Consider the following 24,828-nt stretch of genomic DNA (forward strand, 5'->3'; position numbering starts at 1 on the left):
TCGGAGTCAGGCCGATGCCCGCCGCACCAGCGTCGTCGGAGTGATCACGGACGCCGGGGCGGCGCCGCCCGACTCGTTCAGCAGCCGCATCAGCAGCCGGACCATCAGCCGGCCCATGCCCTCGATGTCCTGGCGCACCGTGGTCAGGGCCGGATCCGTCGTGCCGACGACCGAGGCCATGTCGTCGAAGCCGACCACGGCCACGTCCTTGGGCACCCGCCGCCCGCGCTCCCGCAGGGTGCGCAGCGCCCCCGACGCCATCAGGTCGTTCGAGACGAAGACCCCGTCGAGGTCCGGGCGGCGGTCCAGCAGCTCCGCCATCGCCCGCGCGCCGCTCTCCTCCGTGAAGTCGCCCTGGCAGCACAGGCCGGGGTCGGCGTCCACGAGGACGTCGTGATAGCCGTCGGTCCGGTCCTGCGCCGAGGTCTGGTCACGCGGACCCGCGATGTGCGCGATGTTCGCGCAGCCGCGCGACACCAGGTGCCGAACGGCCTCCCGGGCGCCGCCGCGGTTGTCCGCGTCCACGTACGGGACCGTGAGATCGGATCCGCTGACCGGGCGGCCGCCGAAGACCATGGGGATCTTCGTCCGGCCGATGACCGCGGGCAGCTCGTCGTCGTTGTGGAGGGAGAAGGCGAGGGCGCCGTCGACGTGCCCGCCGCCCAGGTAGCGGGCGATCCGGTCGTGGTCACCGGGGCCCTCCACCCACAGCAGCACCAGTTGCGAGTCGTACGCGGTGAGCTCACGGCTGATCCCGCGCACCTGCTGCTCGAAGAACGGGTCGGAGAAGATCCGCATCTCCGGTTCCGCGATGACCACGGCGACCGCGCCGTTGCGCCGGGTGACCAGGGTGCGGGCCGCGTGGTTCGGCACGTAACCGAGCTCCTCCACCGCCTGGCGCACCTTGTCGACCAGCGGCGCGCGCACCCCCGCGCCGCCGTTGACGACCCGGGAGGCCGTGGCGCGGGAGACACCCGCGCGCGCCGCTACGGCTTCCAGGGTGGGGCGGGACCCAGCGGTCTGCTCCGGCACGTGAGGCGCTCCTCGTCTGCTCCAGGGGTCGTACCAGTGCGCCGGTCGGCGACATGATCTGACGCCGACAGGATATCTTCCCGGTCACACGGCCTGAGAGCGCTCCCAGCATGTGGATGGTCATGGAGGTCATGAGCCCGGCCGGCACCCTCGTCAGGTAGGGCACCGGCCGGGCGGCTCGGAGGCTACGGCGCCGGGGGTGGCGACGCGGCGGTGATACGGGCGACGGCGTCGACGGTCAGCGCACGGTCGTGCGGTTCCGTGTCGAGCGCGCGATGGATGGAGAGCCCCTCGATCAGCGCGTCGAGCTGACGGGCCGTCGCCGGGTCGAAGTGCCGTTCCAGCGCCTGCCGGCTGCTGCGCATCCACTCCCGGGTCAGTTCCCGGTACGCCGGCTGCCGGGCGGCGAGCGTGTACAGCTCGTGGGTGAGCACCAGGTCGCGCTCCTCGGCCCCGGACAGATCGTGGATCAGGTCCGCGACCGCCGACCGGGCCTCGTCGGGGGAGCCTGCGGCGCCCAGGCGCTCCTCGAACAGCTCCACGACCGTCCGGGAGAAGCGGGTGAACGCCTCGCGCAGCAGCTCGTCCATGCTGCGGAAGTGGTACGTCATCGAGCCGAGCGGAACGCCCGCCCGCGCCGCGACCTTGCGGTGCGAGGTGCCCGCGACGCCCTCCTGGGCGATGAGGTCCAGTGCGGCGGCGATGATGCGCTCCCGGCGCTCGGGGTCGACCCGTCCCGTCGCCATCGCCTCACACCTCGACCGAGCGGACCACACGGGCCGGGTTGCCGAGGGCCACGACGTTCGCCGGAACGTCCTTGGTGACGACGGCGCCCGCGCCGATCACGCTGTTGTCGCCGATGGTGATCGGCAGCGCCGCCTCCGGCCTGTCCCGGCGCGGCCCCGGCTCCACGGGGTGCGTCGGGGTCAGCAACTGCACGTTCGGACCGATCTGGCAGTGGCTCCCGATGGTGATCGGGGCGACGTCCAGCGCCGTGAGGCTGTAGTTCACGAAGGTGCCCTCGCCGACCGTGATGTAGGTCCCGTAGTCGACGAACAGCGGCGGCTTGATGTGGGCGCCCTCCCCGAGACTGCCGATCAGCTCGGCGACGACCGACTGCGCGGCATCCGCGTCCCGCGCGTACGCGGCCAGGTACTCGGCGGCCAGTCGCACGGCACGCTGCGCCTCGCGGGCTGCGAGGTCGGGGTCGTCGACGATGTAGAGGTCGCCCGCGAGCATCCGCTCCCGGTTGGTCCGGGGGTCGCCGGCGAAGTGGTCGGCCATGTGTACGACCGTACACTACGAGGCGTACGGTCGTACACATGCCGGCGCGGACCGCTGCGTCAGTGCGCGTGCTCGGGCCTGTGCCCGGGGCCGTGATCGTGGATCGTGTTCGTCGCGGCGATGGACTTCCACGACTTCGGCCGCTCGGGCCCGGCGGCCGACCGGGCCACGCCCGCCCCGGCGGCGGCCGGCGCGGCCGGCTTCGACGGCTCGTACAGCCACGTGTCGAACAACCCGGCCAGCGGCTTGCCCGAGACCCGCTCCGCGTACGCCACGAAGTCGCCGACCTCCGCGTTGCCGTACGCGTGCTTGGCAGGCCAGCCCTTGAGGATCGCGAAGAAGTCCTCGTCGCCGATCTCGTTCCGCAGTGCCTGGAGCGCCAGTGCGCCGCGGTCGTAGACGGCCAGGTGGAACTGGTTCTCCGGGCCCGGATCGCCCGGCGCGACGGTCCAGAACGGGTCGTCCGCCGGGTGCTGGGCGTAGACCCAGTCCGCCAGCTCCTGCGCCGTGCCCTCACCCTCCTTCTCCGACCACAGCCATTGGCTGTACCGGGCGAAACCCTCGTTGACCCAGATGTCCTTCCAGCCCTCGACGGACACGCTGTCGCCGTACCACTGGTGGGCGAGCTCGTGCACGACGACGGACACGTTGGAGCCGTTCGCGAACTGCCGCGGGCTGTAGAAGGGGCGGGTCTGGGTCTCCAGGGCGAAGCCGCTCGTGACATTGGGCACGTAGCCGCCGAGGGCGTTGAACGGGTACGGCCCGAAGACCTCCGTGAGCCACTCGGCGACCTCGCCGGTCCGCTCGACGCTGGCCCGCGCGGCGCCCGCGTTGTCGCCGAGGTCCTTGCTGTAGGCGTTCAGGACCGGCAGCCCGTCGGCGGTCGTGCCGGTGGTGATGTCGAACCTGCCGACGGCGAGGGTGGCCAGATACGACGCCTGCGGCTTGTTCGAGCGCCAGTTGTAACGGGTCCAGCCCAGCCTGGAGCTCTGCGACACGAGCACGCCGTTGCTGATGGCCTGCGAACCGTCGGGGACCAGGACGGACACGTCGTATGTCGCCTTGTCCAGCGGATGGTCGTTGCTCGGGAACCACCACACGGCCGAGTCGGGTTCCTGCGCGGCCACGCCGCCGTCGGGCGTACGGTGCCAGGCCGTCCAGCCGCCGATCTCCAGCTCGGACGGCTTGCCCGCGTACCGCACCACCACGGAGGTCGCCCTGCCTTCGGCGAGCGGCGAGGCCGGGGTGACGACGAGCTCCTGGGCGCCTTCCTTCCTGAACTCCGCCTTCCTGCCGCCGACCCTGACCTCGCTCACCTCGAGCCCGAAGTCGAGGTTGAAGCGGCTCAGGTCCTGCGTGGCGGTGGCGAGCAGCGTCGCCGTGCCTTCCAGCAGGTCCGTCTCCGGCCGATACTTGAGACGCAGGTCGTAGTGCGAGACGTCGTATCCGCCGTTGCCGGCGGCCGGGTAGTACGGGTCCCCGATGCCCGGTGCTCCTGCCGAGGGGTTCGCGGCCGAGGCCGGGATCGCCAGCACGAGGGTGGCCACGAGCGCGCTCGGGACGGTCAGTCTGCGGTGCACGGATGCTCCAAGTCGTCGGAACGAACGATTCCTTGGACCCTAGGCACGGCCATGCCCTCCGGTCAGGAGCGAACCTCGGCCTTTCCGAGGCGCGTCCCGTGCCGGATGATCTCCCGGTGGACGAGGACGAACTGATCGATGCCGTAGGCCGCCGCGCCGGCGACCGCGAGCTGCCGCCCCGGGCGTCGTCCGCCGATGTCACGGCGTTCGAGGCGGTGGTCGGCCATCGGATGCCACAGCTTCTGCGACGGCTCTGTCTCGAGGTCGCCAATGGCGGATTCGGCCCGTGGGAGGTGCTGTCGCTGACCGACACCGACGACTGGTTCGGTGACTTCTTGGGGGCGTCGCGCCGACCGTGACGCCGCCCGGCCGGGCGGGAGGAGTGCCCGAACGCCCCCTGTCGCACGGGAGTTGACCGGAGTACCTTCCGCCCATGCCGATACGCGTGCGGAGAACCCGCTTGACGTGCAGATCGCTGGTGACGGCGGCCTCGGCCGCCCTCGTCGCCCTGACGCTCGCGCCCACCGGCGCGCAGGGCGCGACGCCGGCCGGGGAGAGCAGACCGGTCTACTCGTACGACGACGCGATCCGGGAGTCCGTCTGGGTCGACACCCGGCTCGACGAGGACGGCGACGGCCGCACCGACCGGGTCGCCGTGGACATCGTGCGGCCCCGGGAGGCGGCGCAGCGCGGCCGCCGGGTGCCGGTCGTCATGGACGCCAGCCCGTACTACGCCTGTTGCGGGCGCGGGAACGAGAGCCAGCGCAAGACGTACGACGCGGACGGGAACCCGGTGCAGTTCCCGCTGTACTACGACAACTACTTCGTGCCCCGCGGCTACGCCTTCGTCGCCGTCGACCTGGCCGGGACCAACCGTTCCGACGGCTGCGTGGACGTCGGCGGGCGATCCGACGTGCAGTCGGCCAAGGCCGTCGTCGACTGGCTGAACGGCCGCGCCCGCGCCTACACCACCCGTACCGGCGGCGAGCGGGCGAGCGCCCGCTGGTCCACCGGCGCCACCGGGATGATCGGCAAGAGCTACGACGGGACCGTCGCCAACGGCGTCGCGGCCACCGGGGTGCGCGGGCTGAGGACCATCGTCCCGATCGGCGCGATCTCCTCCTGGTACGACTACTACTTCGCCCAGGGCGCGCCGCTCTACGACTCCGGCCCCGAGTGGCTGTCCCACTACGTGGAGAGCCCTGAGGCGCGCGAACGCTGCCGGGCCGTCCAGCAGCGGCTCGTCGACGGGTCGCCGCGCAGCGGCGAGTTGACGCGGATGTGGGCCGAGCGTGACTACGTGCCGGACGCCGGCAAGGTCAGGGCCAGCGTCTTCGCCGTGCACGGCATGCAGGATCTGAACGTCCGCTCCAAGCACTTCGGCCAGTGGTGGGACGCCCTCGCCGAGCACGGCGTCGAGCGCAAGGTGTGGCTGTCGCAGACCGGGCACGTCGACCCGTTCGACTTCCGGCGCGGCGAGTGGGTGCGCACCCTGCACCGCTGGTTCGACCACTACCTCCTCGGCTACGAGAACGGCATCGACCGCGAGCCGATGGCCGACATCGAGCGTGCCCCGGACCGCTGGACCACCGACCGCGTCTGGCCGCCCCGCACGACCGCCGCCACCGCGCTGCGCCCGGGCAACGGCACCCGGCCGGGCGTCGGCACACTGTCCCTGAAGCCGGCCCGGCCGGGCGCCACCGAGACCTTCACCGACGACCCGAGCCAGGACGAGACCGACTGGGCCGCCGCGATCGACACCCCGACGGCTGCCAAGGCCGGGTTCGTCACCCGCCCGCTCGGCCGCGATGTGCGCCTGTCCGGTTCCTCCCGGGTGACGGCGACCGCCACACCGTCGACGACCAGCGCCCACCTGTCGGCCGTCCTCGTCGACCTCGGCCCGGACACCATCCGCGACTACGCGGCACCGGGCGAAGGCATCATCACCCTTGCCGAGCGCACCTGCTGGGGCCCGAGCACCACGGGCGACAGCTCCTGCTTCAAGGAGACCGAGGCACGCACCACCGCCGTCGGCCACACCGTCTTCAGCCGCGGCTGGGCCGACCTCGGCGGCTACCGGGACGAGGCGCTGACCCCCGGCAGGGCGTACACCGTCACGATCGACCTGCACGCGAGCGACCACGTCGTCCCGGCGGGCCACCGGCTGGCGCTCGTCGTGGCCGGCACCGACAGGTACCTGATCGACCCGCCCGACACCACACCGCGGATCTCCCTCGATCTCGCCCGCAGCACTGCGAAAGTGCCCGTCGTGGGCGGCGCGTCCGCCTTCGCCCGCGCGGTCGCGGGCCCGGTGCCCGCTCCGGCCGACTCCCGCCTCGGCGGCGTCGCCGAGCCGCGTCCGATCCGTCCGATCCCGGGAGGCGGCAGCCGATGAAGCAGCCGAGTGTCCGCGCCCGTGCGCTCGCCCTCACGACGGCCGCCGTCGCCCTCGCCGTGCCGCTGTTCACCGGGAACGCGCAGGCGGCGCACACCGTGCCCCGCACCGGCTTCGAGGCCGGTGGGGGAGAGAGCTGGACCAGCGAACCGGAGGAGCACGCCTTCCTCGCCGCCGTCGACCGGGGCAGCGGCCGGATGTCGTACGAGCGCGTCGGCACGACGAAGCAGGGCCGCCCGCTGCACCTCGTCCACCTGGGGAACGACAGGTCGCCCCACACCGTGCTCCTTGTCTGCGCTCAGCACGGTGACGAGCCGGCCGGCCGCGAGGCATGTCTGACCACGATCCGCGACCTCGCCTTCGGCCGGGACGGCAGGACCCGCGAACTGCTGTCCCGTACACACGTGATGGTCGTGCCGACGGCCAACCCCGACGGCCGGGCCGCGGACACCCGGGGCAACGCGGACGGCGTCGACGTCAACCGCGACCACATCGCGCTCAGGACGGCCGAGGGCCGGGCGCTCGCCGCCGTCGTCCGCGACGAACGGCCGGACGTCGTCTACGACCTGCACGAGTACGGCGCCACCCCGCCGTACTACGACAAGGACCTGTTCGACCTGTGGCCGCGCAACCTCAACACCGATCCGCGGGTGCACGAGGAGGCGCGGACCCTCTCGGGTTCCTACGTCCGTCCGGCCGCCGGCCGCGCCGGATACAGCACCGGTACGTACGGAATCTGGACCGACCCGGTCACCGGCGACCCCGTCAGACAGACCGCGGGCGACGGCCAGGAACGCATCCTGCGCAACGCGTCCGGCGTCAAGAACGCCGTCGGCCTGCTCATCGAGAGCCGCGTCGACGCACTGAGCGCCGACGAGCAGGCCGACCCCGCCCTCAACAGGCGCCGCCGGGTGGACAGTCAGCTCGCGGCGCTCGACGGACTGCTGTCGTACGCCGACGAGCGGCGCGGCCGGATCGAGGCGGCCACGGCCGCGGCCCGGGTGTCGGGCTTCCAGGACCGGGGGCCGGTCCACCTCGGCGGGGCGGACAACGATCCGCCCGCACCGGAGGAGACCCTGCAGGACCCGCCCTGCGGCTACCGGCTCGAATCCGCGCAGTACGCGGAGGTGGGCGACGAACTCGCGCTCCACGGCGTGAGTTCCCGGCCGGACGGGGAAGGCGTCCTCGTGCCGCTGCGGCAGTCGCAGCGGGAACTCGTGCCGCTGCTCCTCGACACCCGTGCGGCGTACCACCTCGCTGCCGGGCAACCGGTGCAAGCCTGTTGATACCGGGAGGAGTGTTACTTGTGTGGTAGGGGGTACCGGGGAGTGAAATCAGGCTCCGCATATCGTGAAAGGTGCCTCCGTGTCCCACGAAGTACAGAAGCCACAGAAGCCGGGCAAACGGCTGTGGTATCCGGTGAAGGCGGCGCTGCCGGGCCGCCATCCGCACGAGGACCGACCTCCGGTCACGGACCGGGTGGTGTTCGGCATCTCGGCGGTGCTCACCCTCGCCTTCGTGTTCTGGGGTTCGGTGTTCACGGAGACGCTGGAGAGCGCCTCCGACACGCTGCTGAGCGGCCTGATGCACAACGGCGGCTGGGCGTTCGTCCTGGCCGCCTCGGGATTCGTCGTCTTCGCGCTGTGGCTGGCCGTCAGCCGCTACGGCCGCATCCCGCTCGGGCAGGAGCACGAGGGGCCGGAGTTCCGCACGGTCTCGTGGGTCGCGATGATGTTCAGCGCGGGCATGGGGATCGGCCTGATGTTCTACGGCGTCAGCGAGCCGCTGGCGCACTACACGAACCCGCCGCCGGGCACCACCCCGGTCGACTCGGCGGACGCCATGCAGACCGCCCTGGCCACCACACTCTTCCACTGGACGCTGCATCCGTGGGCCATCTACGCGGTCGTCGGTCTCGCCATCGCCTACAGCACGTTCCGGCGCCGCAGGCGGCAGAACATCAGCGCCGTCTTCACGCCGCTGATGGGCGAGAAGCGCGCCGCCGGCACTCCGGGCAGAGTGGTCGACATCCTCGCGATCTTCGCCACCCTCTTCGGATCCGCGACGTCGCTGGGCCTCGGTGCCCTGCAGATCGGCAGCGGCTTCCGGGAGCTGAACTGGATGGACCGGGCGAGCACGGGGCTGCTCATCTCCATCATCGGGGTCCTGACGGTGTGTTTCGTGGTCTCCGCCGTCTCCGGCGTCGAGCGGGGCATCCAGTGGCTGTCCAACACCAACATGGTGCTGGCGGTGATCCTCGTCGTGTTCGTCTTCATCGCCGGCCCCACCATCCTCGTGCTCGACCTGATTCCCACGTCGCTCGCCTCCTACTTCGGCGAACTGCCGCAGCTGGCCGGCCGTACGGAGGCGGCGACCGGCGGCGGTGACGTCGCCGACTGGCTGAGCAGCTGGACGGTCTTCTACTGGGCATGGTGGATCTCCTGGACGCCGTTCGTCGGCATGTTCATCGCCCGTATCAGCCGGGGCCGCACGATCCGCCAGTTCGTCGGCGGCGTCATCCTGGTGCCGAGCACCGTCAGTCTGCTCTGGTTCGCCATCTTCGGCGGCACGGCCATGAAGCTCGAGGAGCGCGGAGAGCTGGGCGGCGAGACGACGCCGGAGGGCCAACTCTTCGGTGTGCTCCAGGAGTTCCCGATCGCGGGGGTGATGAGCCTCCTGGTGATGATCCTCGTCGGCATCTTCTTCGTGTCCGGCGCGGACGCCGCCTCGATCGTGATGGGCACCCTCTCCCAGAAGGGCACCTTCGAACCGGCGCGGCTCGTCGTCATCTTCTGGGGCGTGGTGACCGGCGCGGTCGCGGCCGTCATGCTGCTCGTCGGCGAGGGCAAGGGCGACGCCCTCGCCGGCCTTCAGCATCTGACGATCCTGGTCGCCGCCCCCTTCGTGCTGGTGATGATCGGCATGTGTCTGGCGCTCATGCGGGACCTGCGCCAGGACCCGCTCATCGTCCGTGGCGAGATCGCCGAGGAGGCGGTGGAGTCGGCGGTGATCGCGGGCCACGAGAAGTACGCGGGCGAGTTCGAGATCCGCATCGGCCCCGGCCTGGGCCCGGAGGCGGGCCAGATCCCCGTGGTGGAGCCGGAACCCGCCCCGGAGGAGGTCGAGGACCAGGACAGGCGCAAGGACCGTCCGGAGTCGGACTGACGGGAGACCGTACGCCCGTCGTCCAGGCGAGGGCCGCTGCCCCGGCCTTCGTCGCGGCCCCCTGCGCCCGCGTCCTTCCGCTGCCGCCCCGTCCGGGAGGCCGCTCGCCTGCGCTGCCGTCCCGTCCGTCCCCGCCGCGGCCGCCCTGCCGTCCGCTACCCCACGACAGCGGCCGCCGCCGCTGCGCACCCCCACGCCACCGTGACGCCGGCACCGCCGTGCCCGTAGTTGTGCACCAGCAGCGCCCCGCCCGGCAGCCGCCCGGAGTCGATGCGCACACCGGCGTCCCGCGCCGGGCGCAGCCCCACCCGGTGTGTGAGGACCCTCGCTCCGGCGATCTCGGGCCGGATCCGCGCGCAGCGTTCGACGATCGCGTCCGCCGTCTCCTTGCGCGGAGCCGTGTCCCAGTCGTCCTCCTCGGCCGTACCGCCGAGCAGCAGCCGACCGGGCTGCGGAATGAAGTACGTCGTCGTGCTCGACGCGTGGTCCACCGAGGTGAACCACTCCTCGATCCCCGGGTTCTCCACGACCACCAACTGTCCGCGCACGGGCCGCACGGAGGCGTCCGGCACCAGCTTCCCGGCGCCCAGTCCCGTGCAGTTGACCACGACGGTCGCACCGCTCTGTGCCTCGGCCTGTGGGAGGGAGCCGGCCTCCCGCACCTCCACACGCCCACCGGCGGCCTCCAGCCGCCCCGTCAGCCAGGCCAGATGAACCGGCATGTCGATCACGGGAATCCGGGCCCACAGCCCGGAGCCGGATCCCCCGGGCAGCTCCGAGGGCCCCACCTCACACAGTCCCGCCACCTGGGCGGCCCACGGCCCGAGCCCCGCGATGCGGGTGCCGGCATGGACGCCGGGGACCCGTCGTACGCCCGTCTCCTGCGGCCGGGCCGCCAGTGCCTCGTACACCCGCAGCGACGCCAGCGCCCAGTCGCCGACCAGCGTCTCGGGCTCGATGCGGTACGGCCACCACAGTCCGCCGGCGACCGCGGAGGTGGTCGCGTCGGCCGGCTCCCGGGACCAGACCCGCACCCGCCTGCCGCTCTCCGCCAACACCACGGCGGTCGTGAGGCCGATGACCCCGCCGCCCAGCACCAGTACGTCGTCGCTCATGCCGGGACCGTAAACCGACGGCCCGCGAGGGCAGAACAGCTCGTGCCGGCGGGACGCCGCATGCTCCGGAACACCGCGTGGCCGGACCGGCTCCACCGGCCGCACCCGAGAGAGATCCTCGACGGCGACCTCGATGCCGCAGGCCGTCGAATTCCGTTGGACGCGAAGGCCGTCGAGCAGCGATCCTTCCTCGTGGCACGCACCATGGAGGCGTGCTCGTCGCGCCCGTGGCGCGACGGACCGCACGAGAGGCCCGGGCGAGCCGCTGAATCGCCGCCGAGATGCATCAGACGCCTGACCTGCCCGCAGGGGCCCTGCCGACGAACCGGAGGTCCGCCTCCCCGCGCCGATGAGCGCGCGGCGGAGCGGACCGGCCATCCGCACCCGTACACCCGGCGAACTGCGCAGGAGCCGCCGCCCCCGCGCCCACTCCTGCTGGGACCACCTCTATGCCGCGCCGCTGTGGCCGCTGCACGGGGCGAACCTCGGCACCCTGGCGCGCACCTGCGACGCGGTGGGCGCGTGTCTCACCGTCCCGCGCTTTCCCTGGGTGCCCGAGGCACTGGCCCGCGGCAACACCCTGCGCCGGCCGCTGTGCACGCACTGGACGGGCGACCCGCTCGGGTGGCTGGCGCGCCGACGGGAGAGCGGGGCGCGGATCGTGGGCGTCGAACTCGCCGACGAGGCCGTCCGGCTCGCCGACCTGGCCCCGGCCCGGCAGCCGACCGTCCTCGTCCTCGGCCATGAGCAGCACGGCATCCCGCCCGAGGCGCTCGACCTGCTCGACGCATGTGTGGAGATCCCGATGGTCGGCACCGGTTCCAGCCTCAACGTGGCCGTCGCGGGCTCCCTCGCCCTGTACAAGCTCGCCGGACTCGTGTGACGCGTCCGCGGCGACGTGGCGGGCCGCCGAGCCCTCGCTGACCTCGCGCGGCCCGCGGACCCCGGACCCGGCCGGGGCCCGCCCGCCGGATCCCGTTCCGCCCGCCCGGCCCGACCGACGGACGGGCACGCGCTCCCCGACCGACGGACCGGCCCGCCCGGCCCGACCGACCCGCGAAGCCTTAGGATGCACCCCCTGATGACTGCAACTCTCGTCGCCAAGGATCTCGCCGCCGGCCACGGCGACCGCTCGTTGTTCTCCGGACTCGACCTCGTCGTCGCCCCCGGCGACGTGATCGGGCTCGTCGGCGTCAACGGCGCGGGCAAGTCCACGCTGCTGCGGCTGCTCGCCGGCCTCGACCGTCCGGAACAGGGCGAGCTCCGGCTCTCTCCGCCGACCGCGACCGTCGGCCATCTCCCGCAGGAGCCGGAGCGCCGCGAAGGCGAGACCGTACGGGACTTCCTGGCCCGCCGCACGGGCGTCACGGCCGCCCAGACCGCCATGGACGACGCCGCCCAGGGCCTGGCCGACGGCGCCCCGGGAGCGGACGACGCCTACGCCGTCAACCTGGAGCGCTGGCTGGACCTCGGCGGCGCCGACCTGGACGAGCGAGCCGAGGAGGTCGCCGCCTCGCTCGGCCTCGGCGTCGGCCTCGACGCGCCCATGACCTCCCTGTCCGGCGGCCAGGCGGCCCGCGCCGGTCTCGCCTCCCTCCTGCTGTCCCGCTACGACGTCTTCCTGCTCGACGAGCCCACCAACGACCTCGACCTCGACGGCCTCGAACGCCTCGAGGCCTTTGTCCGGGGCCTGCGTGCCGGCACGGTCGTCGTCAGCCACGACCGCGAATTCCTCACGCGGACCGTCACCAAGGTCCTCGAACTGGACCTCGCCCAACAGCAGATCACCCTGTACGGCGGCGGCTACGAGGCGTACCTGGAGGAACGCGAGCGGGCCCGGCGGCACGCACGCGAGGAGTACGACGAGTTCGCCGACAAGAAGGCCGCTCTCGAGGGCCGTGCCCAGATGCAGCGCAATTGGATGGACAAGGGCGTCAGGAACGCCCGCCGCAAGGCCACCGACAACGACAAGATCGGCCGCAAGCTGCGGAGCGAGGCGAGCGAGAAGCAGGCCGCCAAGGCACGCCAGACGCAGCGCATGATCGAGCGGCTCGACGCCGTCGACGAGCCCCGCAAGGAGTGGGAGCTGCGGATGGAGATCGCCACCGCCCCGCGCTCCGGCTCGGTGGTGGCCACCCTCCGCGACGCGGTGGTCCGGCGCGGCGGTTTCCGCTTCGGGCCCGCCTCGCTGCAGATCGACTGGGCGGACCGGGTGGCGATCACCGGCGCCAACGGCGCGGGCAAGTCGACGCTGCTCGCCGCGCTGCTCGGCCGGCTCGCCCTGGACGAGGGACACGCCTCCCTCGGCTCGGGCGTCGTCGTCGGCGAGGTCGACCAGGCCCGCCGCCTGTTCTACGGCGACGAGTCGCTGCTGGACGCCTTCTGCGCGGCGGTCCCCGACACCGAACCGGCCGAAGTGCGCACCCTGCTGGCCAAGTTCGGGCTCAAGGCCGGACATGTGCTGCGCCCGGCGACGACCCTCTCGCCGGGAGAGCGCACCCGCGCCGCTCTTGCCCTGCTCCAGGGCCGCGGCGTCAATCTGCTCGTACTGGACGAGCCGACCAACCATCTCGACCTGCCCGCCATCGAGCAGCTCGAGGCGGCGCTCGACTCGTACACGGGCACGCTGCTGCTGGTCACCCACGACCGCCGGATGCTGGACGCGGTCCGCGTGGGCCGCCGCATCGAGGTGGCGGACGGCAAGGTGACCGAGCTCTGACACGCCCCTCCCGGGCCGGAAGGGACCGGCCCGGGAGAGACCTGGGCGTCAGCGGTTCTTCGGGTCGACCAGACCGGCGCGGCGCAGCGCGTCCGCCATCGCGCTGTTCGAAGGGGCCGGGGCCTGGCGCGCCGCGCCGCGACGGTCGCCACCGCCACCCGCACCGCCCCCGCCTCGGCGCTCGCGGCCACCGCCGCCGCCCTGACGCTGCTGCGGCGGCCGTCCGCCGCGCTCGCGCCGCGGCGCCTGCTCCGCCGACGCCTCGTCGTCCAGCCGCAGCGTCAGCGAGATCCGCTTGCGCGGGATGTCGACGTCGAACACCTTCACCTTGACCACGTCGCCCGGCTTGACCACGTCCCGCGGGTCCTTGACGAACGTCTTGGACATCGCGGACACATGCACCAGACCGTCCTGGTGGACACCGACGTCCACGAACGCCCCGAACGCTGCCACGTTCGTGACGACGCCCTCCAGCACCATCCCGGGGACCAGGTCGCCGATCTTCTCGACGCCCTCCTTGAAGGTGGCCGTCCGGAACGCGGGTCGCGGGTCGCGGCCCGGCTTCTCCAGCTCGCGCAGGATGTCCGTCACCGTCGGCAGACCGAAGGTCTCGTCCACGAAGTCGGAGGGCCGCAGCGACCGCAGCACCGAGGTGTTGCCGATGAGCGAGGCCACTTCGCCGCCGCCGGCCTTCACCATCCGCCGCACCACCGGGTACGCCTCGGGGTGGACGCTCGAGGAGTCCAGCGGGTCGTCACCGCCGCGGATGCGGAGGAAGCCCGCACACTGCTCGTACGCCTTGGGGCCGAGGCGTGCCACGTCCTTGAGCGCCTTGCGGGAACGGAACGGGCCGTTGGTGTCGCGGTGGGCGACGATGTTCTCCGCGAGGCCGGCGCCGATGCCGGAGACCCGTGAGAGCAGCGGCGCGGAGGCGGTGTTGACGTCGACGCCGACGCCGTTCACACAGTCCTCGACCACGGCGTCGAGCGAGCGTGACAGCTTCACCTCGGACAGGTCGTGCTGGTACTGCCCCACGCCGATGGACTTGGGGTCGATCTTGACCAGCTCGGCGAGCGGGTCCTGCAGCCGGCGCGCGATGGACACGGCGCCGCGCAGCGAGACGTCCAGGCCGGGCAGTTCCTGGGAGGCGAACGCCGAGGCCGAGTACACGGACGCGCCCGCCTCCGAGACCATGACCTTGGTGAGGCCCAGCTCCGGGTGCCTGGTGATGAGGTCGCCGGCGAGCTTGTCGGTCTCGCGGGAGGCCGTGCCGTTGCCGATCGCGATCAGCTCGACGGCGTGCTCCTTCGCCAGGCGCGCCAGCGTCGCGAGCGAGGCGTCCCACTTGTTCGCGGGGACGTGCGGATGGATCGTGTCGGTGGCGACGACCTTGCCGGTCGCGTCGACCACGGCGACCTTCACGCCCGTACGGAAGCCCGGGTCGAGCCCCAGGGTGGCGCGGGTGCCTGCCGGGGCGGCGAGCAGCAGGTCCCGCAGGTTCGCCGCGAAGACCCGTACCGCCTCGTCCTCGGCGGCCGTGCGCAGCCGCATCCTCAGGTCGATGCCGAGGTGCACCAGGATCCGGGTCCGCCATGCCCAGCGCACGGTGTCGGCGAGCCACTTGTCGCCGGGCCGGCCCTGCTGGGACACGCCGAACCGGGACGCGACGATCGCCTCGTACGAGGAGGGGCCATCGACCGGCTCCTCCGGTTCCAGCACCAGGTCGAGGGCCTCCTCCTTCTCGCCGCGGAACATTGCGAGGACGCGGTGCGAGGGCAGCTCGGTGAAGGGCTGGGCGAAGTCGAAGTAGTCGGCGAACTTCGCGCCGGCCTCCTCCCTGCCCTCCCGGACCTTCGCCGCGAGCCGCCCACGGGCCCACATCCGCTCGCGGAGCTCGCCGATGAGGTCGGCGTCCTCGGAGAAACGCTCCGTCAGGATGGCCCGCGCGCCCTCCAGCGCCGCGGCCGCGTCCGCGACGCCCTTGCCGGCGTCGACGAACGCCGCGGCGGCGGCGAGCGGTTCGACCGACGGGTCGGCGAGCAGCCCCTCGGCCAGCGGTTCCAGGCCCGCCTCGCGCGCGATCTGCGCCTTGGTGCGCCGCTTGGGCTTGAACGGCAGATAGATGTCCTCGAGCCGCGCCTTGGTGTCGGCGGCCCGGATCCGGCTCTCGAGTTCGTCGTCGAGCTTGCCCTGCTCGCGCACGGAGTCCAGGATCGCGGTCCGCCGCTCCTCCAGCTCCCGCAGATACCGCAGCCGTTCCTCGAGCGTGCGCAGCTGCGCGTCGTCGAGCATCTCGGTCGCTTCCTTGCGGTAGCGCGCGATGAACGGCACGGTCGACCCGCCGTCGAGCAGCTCGACGGCCGCCTTCACCTGCCGCTCGCGTACGCCGAGCTCCTCGGCGATCCTGCCTTCGATGGACGTCGTCACTGGTTCCCCGACTCGCCTTCTCGTGCTCGCTGTGCTTGAGACTGCATTGTGCCGGGTGGCCGGGCGCCGTGTCGCGTGGCTCAGACGTGCCGTGTCCGTCCGCCGCGGGACGTGCCGCGGGACGCGCTGCGGGAGGCGCCGCCGAAGAGCCGGGCGAGGAGACGGAAGGGCAGCGTCACGACGGTGGCGATCGCCGAGCCGATCATACGGAGAACGTCGGCTATGGAACGGAGCACAATGGACCTCCTGTTTTTTCGGGATGTCGGACCCCCGACGGGTAACCGCGGTCCCCCCCGCCAAACGTGCCGGCACCCGGCGGCGCTGCCGGCCGCCGGGTCGCCGCAGGGCCGCCGGGGGTCAGTCCTTGCCGGCGAGGTCGGGCGGGAACGCGCCCGCGACCGCCGCCGTCATCAGGAAGCTGCGGCCCAGTTCGGTGAGCCGCTCGACGCCCTCCACCCCCAGGTGCTCGTACGGGGAGCGGTCCAGGCGGTCCGTCTGCTCCTCCAGCTCGGCCCGCAGCGCCGTGCCCGCCTGCGTCAACTCGCCCTCGGCGTCCAGCAGTCCACGCTCCCGCAGCCGCGCCTGCGCCGCCTCCCAGTCGGCCCGGCCCCAGCCGCGGGTGGAGAGGATCCAGCGCGGCGCCATCCCCTTGCCCGTGGCCGTGTGGCTCACCAGCGCCTCGAGCGGGTCGAGCCCGGCCGCCAGCAGCGCCGCGAGATGGCCGTCGCCGCGGTGCTCGCGCAGCAGCGTCGCGGCGTGCCAGTACGCCAGGTGCGGCTCCTCGGGCACGGGAAGGTCCGCGTGGGCCGCGTAGAGGGGGCGGGCGTGGCGGCTGCACGCCTCGGCGGCGCGCAGGGCGAGCCGCGCGGCCTCCGCCATGTCGGCGGAGGAGACCACGTCGTCGCCGAGCAGCCGGCGCAGGGTGCTGTCGACGGCGCGCAGCCGGGCGTCGAGCACCGTCTGTGGTGAGGCGGTGTCCCACACGGCGGGCACGTGCTCGGCGATCAGCTCGTGGTTGAAGTTGTAGAACGCGGCGGCGACCGCGCCCGCGCCGACCGCTCCCATCGCGGCGCCGCGCCCCGCGAAGTACGCGGCGCGCGGGTCCGCTATGCCGATCCGGCCGAGCTCTTCGGTGAAGTCGGGCGAGAAGTGGACCGTCGAGTGCAGGGGGTTGACGACATTGTGGCAGCGGCGTCCGGCGCGCGGGTGCAGAGAGGTCATGAGGGCACGTTACCGACTGGTTGGTACGCCGGGAGGAGCCGGGTGCACGCCGGGCCCGGCATGGCAGGAAAGGTGGGCTTCTCGTCATTGCGGCCACGCGGCGAGCCGCGAAGGATGAAGCGCATGACGGAGCGAACACTGCTCGTCGTCCTCTTCGACGATGTGCAGAGTCTTGATGTGACCGGCCCCATCGAGGTTTTCGAGGGGGCCCGCCGCGCCTGCGGCGACCGGTCCGCGTACCGCATCCGTACCGCCTCGCCCGACGGCGCGCCGGTACGGACCTCCAGCGGTCTCACCCTGGTGCCCGACGGCAGCCTGGCGGACGTGCCCGCCCCGCACACGCTCCTCGTCCCCGGCGGCGAGGGCACCCGCCGCCCCGACCCGCGCCTGATCGACTGGCTCCGCGACCGCGCGCCGCGCGCCGAGCGCCTGGTCTCCGTCTGCACCGGAGCCCTGCTCCTCGCCGAGGCGGGACTGCTCGACGGCCACCGGGCCACCACCCACTGGCTCGTCTGCGACCACCTCGCCGGAACCTACCCGGAGGTCGACGTCGAACCCGACCCCATCTTCGTGCGCGACGGCCGGATCTCCACCTCCGCGGGCGTCACGGCGGGGATCGACCTGGCGCTGGCGCTGGTGGAGGAGGACCTGGGCAGGGACATCGCCCTGACCGTGGCCCGCCATCTCGTCGTCTTTCTGCGCCGCCCCGGCAACCAGTCCCAGTTCAGCGCCCAGCTCGCCGCCCAGACCGCATCCCGCGAACCGCTGCGCGCGGTGCAGCACTGGGTCACCCAGCGCCCCGAGGCCGACCTGTCGGTCGAGTCGCTCGCCGGCCGCGCCGGGCTCTCCCCGCGCCACTTCACCCGTGCCTTCCAGGCGGAGACGGGCACGACACCGGGCCGCTACGTCGAGCGGGTACGGCTCGAGCACGCCAGGCGGCTCCTCGAGGACACGGCGGACGGCGTCACGAAGATCTCCCGTGCCTGCGGCTACGGCACCAGCGAGGCCATGCGCAGGGCGTTCGTGAAGGCCCTCGGCGTGGCGCCGGCCGAGTACCGCCGCCGCTTCCGCGGCACCGCCCAACCAGCCCGGCCCGCCCACTGACCGTCCTACGAAAGGACATCCCTGTGACCACCCTGATCGCCGTCCTGCTCTTCGACCGCTTCACGGCCCTGGACGCCGTCGGCCCCTACGAGATGCTGTGCCGGCTGCCCGACAGCGAGGTGGTGTTCGTCGCCGAGCGGACCGGCCCCGTGCCGAACGACCGTGGCGATCTCCACCTCGTCGCCACCAGGACCTTCGCCGAGGTGAGCGCACCGAACATCGTCGTCGTGCCCGGCGGCCCCGGCCAGGACGGGCAGATGGAGAACGAGGCGCTGCTGGATTGGCTGCGCGCCGTGGACGCGACCAGCACCTGGACCACATCGGTGTGCACGGGCTCGCTGCTGCTGGCCGCCGCCGGACTGCTGAAGGGCCGTGCGGCGACCTCGCACTGGCTCGCCCTGGACGGACTGCGGCGGCTGGGTGCCGAACCGACCGGCCGTCGGGTCGTCACCGACGGCAAGTACGTCACGGCCGCCGGCGTCTCGTCCGGCATCGACATGGGGCTCACGCTGGTCGGCAGGCTGGCCGGTGACCGGCACGCCCAGGCCGTGCAGCTGCTCACCGAGTACGACCCCCAGCCGCCCTACGACGCCGGGTCGCCCGAGAAGGCTCCGGCGTCGGTGGTGGAGGAGTTCCGCACGGGGAGCCGCTTCATCCTCCGGTAGGCTCCGGCGACCAGGCGAAGCGCGGCGCGCGACGCTCCAGGAAGGCGGCGACCCCCTCCGCGGTGTCGCCGCTGCCGCGTGCCTGCTCCGCCCAGTACCCGTCCCGGTCGGTGCGTCCGGCGGTGAACTCCTTCGCCGCGCACTGGGTGAGCTGCGAGCGCGACACCAGGACCCGGGTGAACTCCGCGGCCCGCTTCCCGAGCTCCTCGTTCGGCAGCACCTCGTCGACCAGCCCCGTCCGCAGCGCCCGTTCCGTGCCGATCAACTCGCCGGAGAACAGTAGGTACTTGGCTGCCGCGGGACCCACCAGCGCGGTGAGCCGTCGCGTCGAGGCCGCCGGGTAGACGATGCCGAGCTTCGCCGGTGTCACACCGAACAGGGCGTCCCGCTCCGCGAAACGCAGATCGCAGGCGGCGGCGAGCTGGCAGCCGCCGCCCACGCAGTAGCCGCGCACCACGGCGAGCGTCGGCTTGGGGAACGCCGCGAGGGCTTCCTCGGCGCGTACCGCCAGCGACTGCGGGTCCTCGCCGGGCTCCCGCAGCGAGGAGATGTCCGCGCCCGCGCAGAACGTCTCCCCCTCGCCGGTCAGCACCAGTGCCCGTACGGCGGGCTCCGCCGCGAGGTGTCCGAGCAGTTCCGGCAGCGCCCGCCACATACCGGCGGTCATGGCGTTGCGTTTGGCCGGGTTGTCGATCACGACGGTGGCGACGCCGTCCGCGACGGTGTGCCTCAGCCGGGGTGGTCGGGCCTTCGGGGACTCCATGCGCCGGATGCTATCCGCAGGAACCGGGCCAGTGATCAACAGGGGCCGGGCCGCGAGGACCCCGGAGCCGCTGAAACCCCGATAAGAGTGCTGAAACGATCGGCCTGGCCAAGCGGACAGAAGACGGTTCCGACCAGTCGCACAACTGACGCTGTCATACGCATTCTGGTCAAGACGCGCCGATACGCGTTCACTTCCGTTCAGCGGTACGGCACGGACCTACTGATTACCAACACTTGTTACCCGAAGGTCAGTGGGACGAGCCGAAGGTGGGTGCCGGACTATGGAGAGCCGCGGGAGCGTGCCGGCCCGGCCGCTGTCGTACGAGGGCGTCTGGCGGTTCACCGCTCCCGCCCTCGACGTGTCCGTCCCCCAGGCCCGGCACGCCGTTCGTGACCTCCTCGCCCGCCAGGGCGTGCCGGTCGCCGACGACGTGGTGCAGGGCCTGCTGCTGATCGTCTCCGAACTGGTCACCAACACCGTGCGGCACGCGGCCCTGCTCTCGCCGGAGGTCGCCGTCGAGGTCGCCATCGGCGAGCACTGGGTACGGGTCTCCGTGGAGGACAATCATCCCTACCGGCCCAAGGCCCTCGAGACCGACTCCGCGCAGACGGGCGGCCGGGGACTGCTGCTCGTCCGTGAGATCACCCGCGAGGCGGGGGGGACCTGCGACGTCGAGCACACCGCGAACGGCGGCAAGATCATCTGGGCGGAGCTGCCGCTGATGCCGCAACTCCAGGGCGGCGCGGCGGCCCTGTGAGGCGGCGTCCCGCAGTGCCGGACATACCGCGGGGCGCCGCGCCGCGGACGCCGTGCTACCAGCCGCCGGCCGGCCCCGTCAGCTCCCTGACCGCGGGCCTGGCCGCGTCCAGCACCGTCATGAACCACGCGGAGAACGGCGCCGAACCGTGCAGCTCGGCCAGCTCGTCCGGGGTCACGAAAGCCGTCTCCCCGATCTCCTCGGGGTCCGGTCGCAGCGGCGACTGCACCATCCCGACGAAGAGATGGTTGAACTCCTGCTCGACCAGCCCCGACTCGGGATCCGGGTGGTTGTAGCGGACCGTGCCCGCCTCGGCGAGCAGTGAGGGCGACACACCCAGCTCCTCGTACGCACGCCGGGCGGCCGCGGCGAACGGCGCCTCACCCGGATACGGGTGGCCGCAGCAGGAGTTCGACCAGACACCGGGGGAGTGGTATTTGCCGAGCGCGCGGCGCTGCAGCAGCAGCCGCCCCTGCTCGTCGAAGAGGAACACCGAGAACGCGCGGTGCAGCTGACCGGGCGGCTGGTGGGCGGCGAGCTTCTCCGCCGTGCCGACGGTGTTGCCCTCCTCGTCGACCAGCTCGAGCAGGATCGCTGGTGATGTGCCGTTCGACGCACTGGTCGCCGCGGTGGCTGGTGTGATCGGCATAACCGTCCTTCGCATCGGTCCTCGGCCCTGCGGCCTTCCGGTGGAAGGGCCCTGGGCTCCGCTCAGTCTGCCGTACAAAAGCGGCTTGTCCGTACTTCGGCAGCCGTCTGGCATGTCCGCCCCGCCGCGCGGGCACGCGGCGGGGCGGACGGGCCGTCAGACGCCGAAGGCCGCCGCATAGCCGACCGTGCCCCGCGGCACGTCCCCGCTGCCGTCCAGCGACAGCACCATCAGGGCTTCTTCCGGTACCTCGAAAGATGCCCCGATCCCGTGCCGCGAGGCGACCTCGAAACCGAACCTCGGGTAGTACTCCGGGTGCCCGAGGACCACGACCGGTCCCTCACCGCGCACCCGCGCCGCGTCCAGCACCGCCCGGACCACCGCCCGGCCCGCGCCCTGCCGCTGGTGACGGGGCGCGGTCGCCACCGGCGCGAGAGCCAGCGCGGGGGCGCCGCCGATCCGGCACCGGGTGAGCAGCGCGTACGCGGCCACCGACCCGTCCGGCGCCTCTGCGACGTACGACAGCCCCGGCAGCCACGCCCCGTCGTCCCGGCGCAGCGCGTCCACCAGGTCCGCCTCGGCGGCGGTGGGGAACGCGGCCGCGTTGACCGCGCGCACCGCCGGGACGTCCGCCGCCGTCTCGGGGCGGGTGCGCCAGCGGGCGTCGGCGGGACGCAGCACATAGCCGGAGTAGCCGAACTCCGTGCCGTGGTCCCGCCGCATCGCGATCTCCTCGCGGGTCGCGGCCAGAGCCTCCGCCATCCCCGGTGCCCCGGGGTCCGCGGCGTCGGCCCGCTCGGCCAGCGGGCCGTAGTACTCGTCCCAGTCGCTCGAAGGCTGCCGGTACAGCCCCAGGACGTTGTAGCCCGCCGCGACGGCCGCCGCGCAGTTCTCGGCGGTCGTGCGCAGCCGGTAGTGCCGGTCCCAGAAGGCGCGGGCCGCCGCCGAGGGGGCGGCCGTCCACTCGCACTCGGTCATGACCAGGCTGCCGCCGGGGGAGATCAGCCTGCGCCACCGCTCCAGGGCGGTGTCGAAACCGATGCTGTACGCGGAGCTCTCCGCCCACACGGCGTCGAAGGAACCGTCGGGGAGGTCGAGCGCGCCCATGTCGGCGCGGACGGTGCGGATCGCGTCGCCGAGACCGCGCGCCGCGGCGTTCGCCCGCAGCTCGGCGAGGAACGGCTCGTGCAGATCGACCGCCGTCACCCTGGCGCCCGCCCGTGCGGCCAGCAGCAGGGCGCTGCGGCCCGGACCGCAGCCGAGGTCGAGCACCCGCGGACGCGCGGGCAGCGGACCCGCCAGGGCGAGCAGCCGGGCGGAGGTGTCGTCGGAACCGGGGCCCTGCCGCGGCAGACCGTGGTGCAGGGCGAAGAAAGCATCGTGCAAAGCGTTGTCGGACAACGTGAAACCCTTGTTCGCGGGGCTCCGGCCGACGAGCGCGACCGCAGGACCGGGGAGACCGGACCGGATCGGGTCAGAGACGGACGGAAGCCCGGAGGATGAGGAAGGACCGGGCGCGCGCGGGGCTGGGGGTACCACCACGCCGCCAGGCGTAGGGGGACTCCGCTGCGACGGTCATCGACCTCAGCTCCTCTCGAGCCGCTCAAGGGTGGGGACGGCCATGTCCCGGCAGGAACCCTAGCAGCGCCCGGGCCTCCGGTCGTCACAGGTCCGTCAGTGACAGAGCCTCGCCTCGTGCTCCGCGTGACCGACCGGCTCCAGCTGGAAGGTGCAGTGCTCGACGTCGAAGTGCGTACCCAGGCAGCCCTGGAGGTCGTGCAGCATCTTCTCGTGCCCCACCGCGTCCAGCGCGTCCTGCGTCACGACCACGTGCGCGGAGAGCACCGGCATCCCGGACGTGATCGTCCAGGCGTGCAGGTCGTGCACGTCCTCCACGCCGGGCAGCGCCAGTATGTGGGCACGGACCTCGCCCATGTCGACGCCCTTGGGGGCCGACTCCAGGAGCACGTTCAGCGTCTCCCGCAGCAGCCGCCAGGTGCGCGGCACGATCATCAGGCCGATGGCGAGCGAGGCGATCGGGTCGGCGTACTGCCAGCCGGTCGCCAGGATGATCGCCGCGGAGACCAGCACGGTCACCGAGCCGAGCGCGTCCGCCAGCACCTCCAGATAGGCGCCCCGCACATTGAGGCTTTCCTTCTGGCCCCGCATCAGCAGCGTCAGCGAGACCATGTTCGCCGCCAGGCCGACGAGCGCGAAGACGACGGTCAGACCGCCCCGGGTCTGCGCGGGCTCGATGAAGCGCTCCACCGCCTCGACGAGCAGGAAGCCGCCGACGCCCAGGAGCAGCAGACAGTTGGCGAGGGCCGCGAGGATCTCGGCACGGGCGAAGCCGAACGTACGGTTCAGCCCGGCGGGCCGGTTGGCGAAGTGGATCGCCAGCAGGGCCAGCGCCAGCCCCACCGCGTCGGTCGCCATGTGGGCGGCGTCCGCGATCAGCGCCAGGGAGTCCGACAGCACACCACCGACGATCTCCAGCACCATCACACCCAGCGTGATGGCGAGGGCGATCCGCAGCCGGCCCTTGTAGGCCGCCGCGGCGGTGCCCGTCGGCGGCGGGCCGCCGTGCCCGTGCCCGTGGTCGTGCCCAGCCCCCATGTCGATGCCCTTCCGGTGCGCCTGCGTGCGGTACGTCGCTCGGTCGAGACCCAAGTCAACTACGGGCGGGGGGTATCGGGCAACACGGCACTGAACACCGTTGTCATATGCCCTGACCTGCGTAAATGCTTGCAGGTCAGGGGCCGTCGGAGATCAGCGGGCGGCCGTCTCCGGATGCCTGGCCAGCCATCCCTCCCAGGCGGAGGCGACCATCTCGCGCACCCCGTACGAGGCCCTCCAGCCGAGTTCCTCGGCGATCCGCTCCACCGAGGCGACGGCCTTCGCCGGGTCACCGGCCCGGCGCGGCTCGACGACCGGCTGCGGACCGCGGCCGGTGACCTCGGCCACCACGGAGGCGAGCTCCCGGACCGAGACGCCGATGCCGCGGCCGATGTTGACGGTGAGGTCCTCGCCGCCCGCCGTCCCGGCGAGCCGCCGCGCCACCGCGAGATGCGCGTCGGCGAGGTCGGCGACATGGATGTAGTCGCGGATGCACGTCCCGTCCGGGGTGGGATAGTCCGCGCCGAAGATCCGCGGGGCCTCGCCGCGGGTGATCCGGTCGAAGAACATCGGGACGATGTTGAACACCCCCGTGTCCGACAGCTCCGGGGCGGCGGCGCCGGCGACGTTGAAGTACCGCAGGCAGGCCGTCGACAGACCGTGCGCCCGGCCGGCCGCCCGCACCAGCCGCTCGCCCGTGAGCTTCGTCTCCCCGTAGGGATTGATCGGTTCACAGGGCGCCGACTCGGGGACGAGGTCCGTGTCCGGCACCCCGTACACGGCGGCCGACGACGAGAACAGGAAGCTCCGCACACCGGCCGCCACCACGGCCTCCAGCAGCACGGTGAGGCCGCACACGTTCTCCCGGTAGTACCTGAGCGGCTGCTCCACCGACTCGCCGACCTGCTTCTTCGCGGCGAGATGGACCACACCCGTGACGGCGTGCCCGGCGAGCACCCGGTCCACCGCATCGCGGTCGAGCACGGACCCGCGCACCAGCGGGACCCCCGCCGGCAGCCGCTCGGGAATCCCCGAGGACAGGTCGTCGAGCACGACGACCTGTTCACCGGCAGCCGTCATGGCGTGCGCCACATGCGCCCCGATGTATCCCGCTCCACCTGTGATCAGCCAAGTCATGACGGCCACCCTATGGGGTGGTCCGCCCCGGCCCCGGCCCCTCGCGACCGGCCCGTGCGTGCTCCTCCCGGCCTTCGCGGCCACCCCGGGGCCGGCTCCGCCGAACAGCAGCCGTCCAGAGCCCCTGCCCGGACCGACCACGATCCCGCAGAGGGAGCGGTTTGGAGGGCGGGGCCTCGATCGACAATGATGATCT

General features: G+C 72.6%; 22 protein-coding genes. 9 read left to right on the plus strand and 13 right to left on the minus strand.

Annotated elements, in window-relative coordinates:
* Positions 1–6: 6 nt before the first annotated feature.
* The 4 genes from OGH68_RS32690 to OGH68_RS32705 all read right to left on the minus strand — a co-directional run bounded on the left by OGH68_RS32690 (position 7) and on the right by OGH68_RS32705 (position 3,896).
* Positions 7–1,032, minus strand: coding sequence for a LacI family DNA-binding transcriptional regulator (locus OGH68_RS32690; protein WP_264249016.1), 1,026 nt, complete (start codon positions 1,030–1,032; stop codon positions 7–9).
* A gap of 185 nt (positions 1,033–1,217) precedes the next feature.
* On the minus strand, positions 1,218–1,778 hold the full coding sequence (locus tag OGH68_RS32695; RefSeq protein WP_264249017.1) for a TetR/AcrR family transcriptional regulator: 561 nt from the start codon (positions 1,776–1,778) through the stop codon (positions 1,218–1,220).
* Between the two features lie 4 nt (positions 1,779–1,782).
* Positions 1,783–2,316 (minus strand): sugar O-acetyltransferase, encoded by a 534-nt coding sequence (locus tag OGH68_RS32700; protein ID WP_264249019.1) that lies wholly within the window; start codon positions 2,314–2,316, stop codon positions 1,783–1,785.
* Between the two features lie 59 nt (positions 2,317–2,375).
* The gene (locus OGH68_RS32705; RefSeq protein WP_264249021.1) at positions 2,376–3,896 is read right to left on the minus strand and encodes a M1 family metallopeptidase; all 1,521 of its coding nucleotides are present in this window, start codon (positions 3,894–3,896) and stop codon (positions 2,376–2,378) included.
* 116 nt (positions 3,897–4,012) lie between these two features.
* Between OGH68_RS32705 and OGH68_RS32710 the strand changes: the two genes are divergently transcribed.
* The 4 genes from OGH68_RS32710 to OGH68_RS32725 all read left to right on the plus strand — a co-directional run bounded on the left by OGH68_RS32710 (position 4,013) and on the right by OGH68_RS32725 (position 9,456).
* Entirely contained in the window at positions 4,013–4,255 is a 243-nt protein-coding gene (locus OGH68_RS32710; RefSeq protein WP_264249023.1) for a hypothetical protein, read from the plus strand.
* A 74-nt stretch (positions 4,256–4,329) separates the two neighbouring features.
* On the plus strand, positions 4,330–6,291 hold the full coding sequence (locus tag OGH68_RS32715) for a Xaa-Pro dipeptidyl-peptidase (RefSeq protein ID WP_264249025.1): 1,962 nt from the start codon (positions 4,330–4,332) through the stop codon (positions 6,289–6,291).
* On the plus strand, positions 6,288–7,577 hold the full coding sequence (locus OGH68_RS32720) for a M14 family metallocarboxypeptidase (RefSeq protein ID WP_264249027.1): 1,290 nt from the start codon (positions 6,288–6,290) through the stop codon (positions 7,575–7,577). The genes OGH68_RS32715 and OGH68_RS32720 overlap by 4 nt, the downstream gene beginning before the upstream one ends.
* A 79-nt stretch (positions 7,578–7,656) precedes the next feature.
* Positions 7,657–9,456, plus strand: coding sequence for a BCCT family transporter (locus OGH68_RS32725; protein WP_413471064.1), 1,800 nt, complete (start codon positions 7,657–7,659; stop codon positions 9,454–9,456).
* Positions 9,457–9,611: 155 nt separating this feature from the next.
* Here OGH68_RS32725 and OGH68_RS32730 read toward each other — a convergent pair whose 3' ends face one another.
* Positions 9,612–10,571 (minus strand): FAD-dependent oxidoreductase, encoded by a 960-nt coding sequence (locus OGH68_RS32730; protein WP_264249029.1) that lies wholly within the window; start codon positions 10,569–10,571, stop codon positions 9,612–9,614.
* Positions 10,572–10,920: 349 nt separating this feature from the next.
* On the opposite strand from OGH68_RS32730, the gene OGH68_RS32735 reads away from it, so the two are divergent.
* Entirely contained in the window at positions 10,921–11,454 is a 534-nt protein-coding gene (locus tag OGH68_RS32735; RefSeq protein ID WP_264249030.1) for a TrmH family RNA methyltransferase, read from the plus strand.
* Between the two features lie 198 nt (positions 11,455–11,652).
* Positions 11,653–13,290 (plus strand): ABC-F family ATP-binding cassette domain-containing protein, encoded by a 1,638-nt coding sequence (locus OGH68_RS32740; RefSeq protein ID WP_264249032.1) that lies wholly within the window; start codon positions 11,653–11,655, stop codon positions 13,288–13,290.
* A 48-nt stretch (positions 13,291–13,338) separates the two neighbouring features.
* On the opposite strand, the gene OGH68_RS32745 is transcribed toward OGH68_RS32740, so the two are convergent.
* The 3 genes from OGH68_RS32745 to OGH68_RS32755 all read right to left on the minus strand — a co-directional run bounded on the left by OGH68_RS32745 (position 13,339) and on the right by OGH68_RS32755 (position 16,938).
* Positions 13,339–15,717: a Tex family protein gene (locus OGH68_RS32745; RefSeq protein WP_264249034.1), complete on the minus strand. Its 2,379-nt coding sequence runs from the start codon at positions 15,715–15,717 to the stop codon at positions 13,339–13,341.
* An 80-nt stretch (positions 15,718–15,797) separates the two neighbouring features.
* Positions 15,798–15,953 (minus strand): LPFR motif small protein, encoded by a 156-nt coding sequence (locus OGH68_RS32750; protein ID WP_264249035.1) that lies wholly within the window; start codon positions 15,951–15,953, stop codon positions 15,798–15,800.
* Positions 15,954–16,074: 121 nt separating this feature from the next.
* Positions 16,075–16,938 (minus strand): SCO6745 family protein, encoded by an 864-nt coding sequence (locus OGH68_RS32755; protein WP_264249037.1) that lies wholly within the window; start codon positions 16,936–16,938, stop codon positions 16,075–16,077.
* Positions 16,939–17,061: 123 nt separating this feature from the next.
* On the opposite strand from OGH68_RS32755, the gene OGH68_RS32760 reads away from it, so the two are divergent.
* Positions 17,062–18,042: a GlxA family transcriptional regulator gene (locus tag OGH68_RS32760; protein ID WP_264249038.1), complete on the plus strand. Its 981-nt coding sequence runs from the start codon at positions 17,062–17,064 to the stop codon at positions 18,040–18,042.
* A gap of 23 nt (positions 18,043–18,065) precedes the next feature.
* Positions 18,066–18,707: a DJ-1/PfpI family protein gene (locus tag OGH68_RS32765; protein ID WP_264249040.1), complete on the plus strand. Its 642-nt coding sequence runs from the start codon at positions 18,066–18,068 to the stop codon at positions 18,705–18,707.
* Here OGH68_RS32765 and OGH68_RS32770 read toward each other — a convergent pair.
* Complete coding sequence (locus tag OGH68_RS32770) at positions 18,694–19,470, minus strand: enoyl-CoA hydratase/isomerase family protein (protein ID WP_264249041.1); 777 nt, start codon at positions 19,468–19,470, stop codon at positions 18,694–18,696. The genes OGH68_RS32765 and OGH68_RS32770 overlap by 14 nt on opposite strands.
* Before the next feature lie 283 nt (positions 19,471–19,753).
* Here OGH68_RS32770 and OGH68_RS32775 point away from each other — a divergent pair, with 283 nt between their 5' ends.
* Positions 19,754–20,230 carry an ATP-binding protein gene (locus OGH68_RS32775; RefSeq protein ID WP_264249042.1) on the plus strand — a complete coding sequence of 159 codons (477 nt, stop codon included), beginning with the start codon at positions 19,754–19,756 and terminating at the stop codon, positions 20,228–20,230.
* A gap of 55 nt (positions 20,231–20,285) precedes the next feature.
* On the opposite strand, the gene idi is transcribed toward OGH68_RS32775, so the two are convergent.
* From idi to galE, 4 genes are all read right to left on the minus strand, one after another.
* Positions 20,286–20,879 (minus strand): isopentenyl-diphosphate Delta-isomerase, encoded by a 594-nt coding sequence (gene idi, locus OGH68_RS32780; RefSeq protein WP_264249043.1) that lies wholly within the window; start codon positions 20,877–20,879, stop codon positions 20,286–20,288.
* A 156-nt stretch (positions 20,880–21,035) separates the two neighbouring features.
* Positions 21,036–22,280 (minus strand): bifunctional class I SAM-dependent methyltransferase/N-acetyltransferase, encoded by a 1,245-nt coding sequence (locus OGH68_RS32785; protein ID WP_264249045.1) that lies wholly within the window; start codon positions 22,278–22,280, stop codon positions 21,036–21,038.
* A 273-nt stretch (positions 22,281–22,553) separates the two neighbouring features.
* Positions 22,554–23,495 (minus strand): cation diffusion facilitator family transporter, encoded by a 942-nt coding sequence (locus tag OGH68_RS32790; protein WP_264250399.1) that lies wholly within the window; start codon positions 23,493–23,495, stop codon positions 22,554–22,556.
* Between the two features lie 153 nt (positions 23,496–23,648).
* Entirely contained in the window at positions 23,649–24,632 is a 984-nt protein-coding gene (gene galE, locus OGH68_RS32795; protein ID WP_264249047.1) for a UDP-glucose 4-epimerase GalE, read from the minus strand.
* Positions 24,633–24,828 lie beyond the last annotated feature (196 nt).

This window comes from Streptomyces peucetius (assembly GCF_025854275.1).
Lineage (GTDB): Bacteria > Actinomycetota > Actinomycetes > Streptomycetales > Streptomycetaceae > Streptomyces > Streptomyces peucetius_A.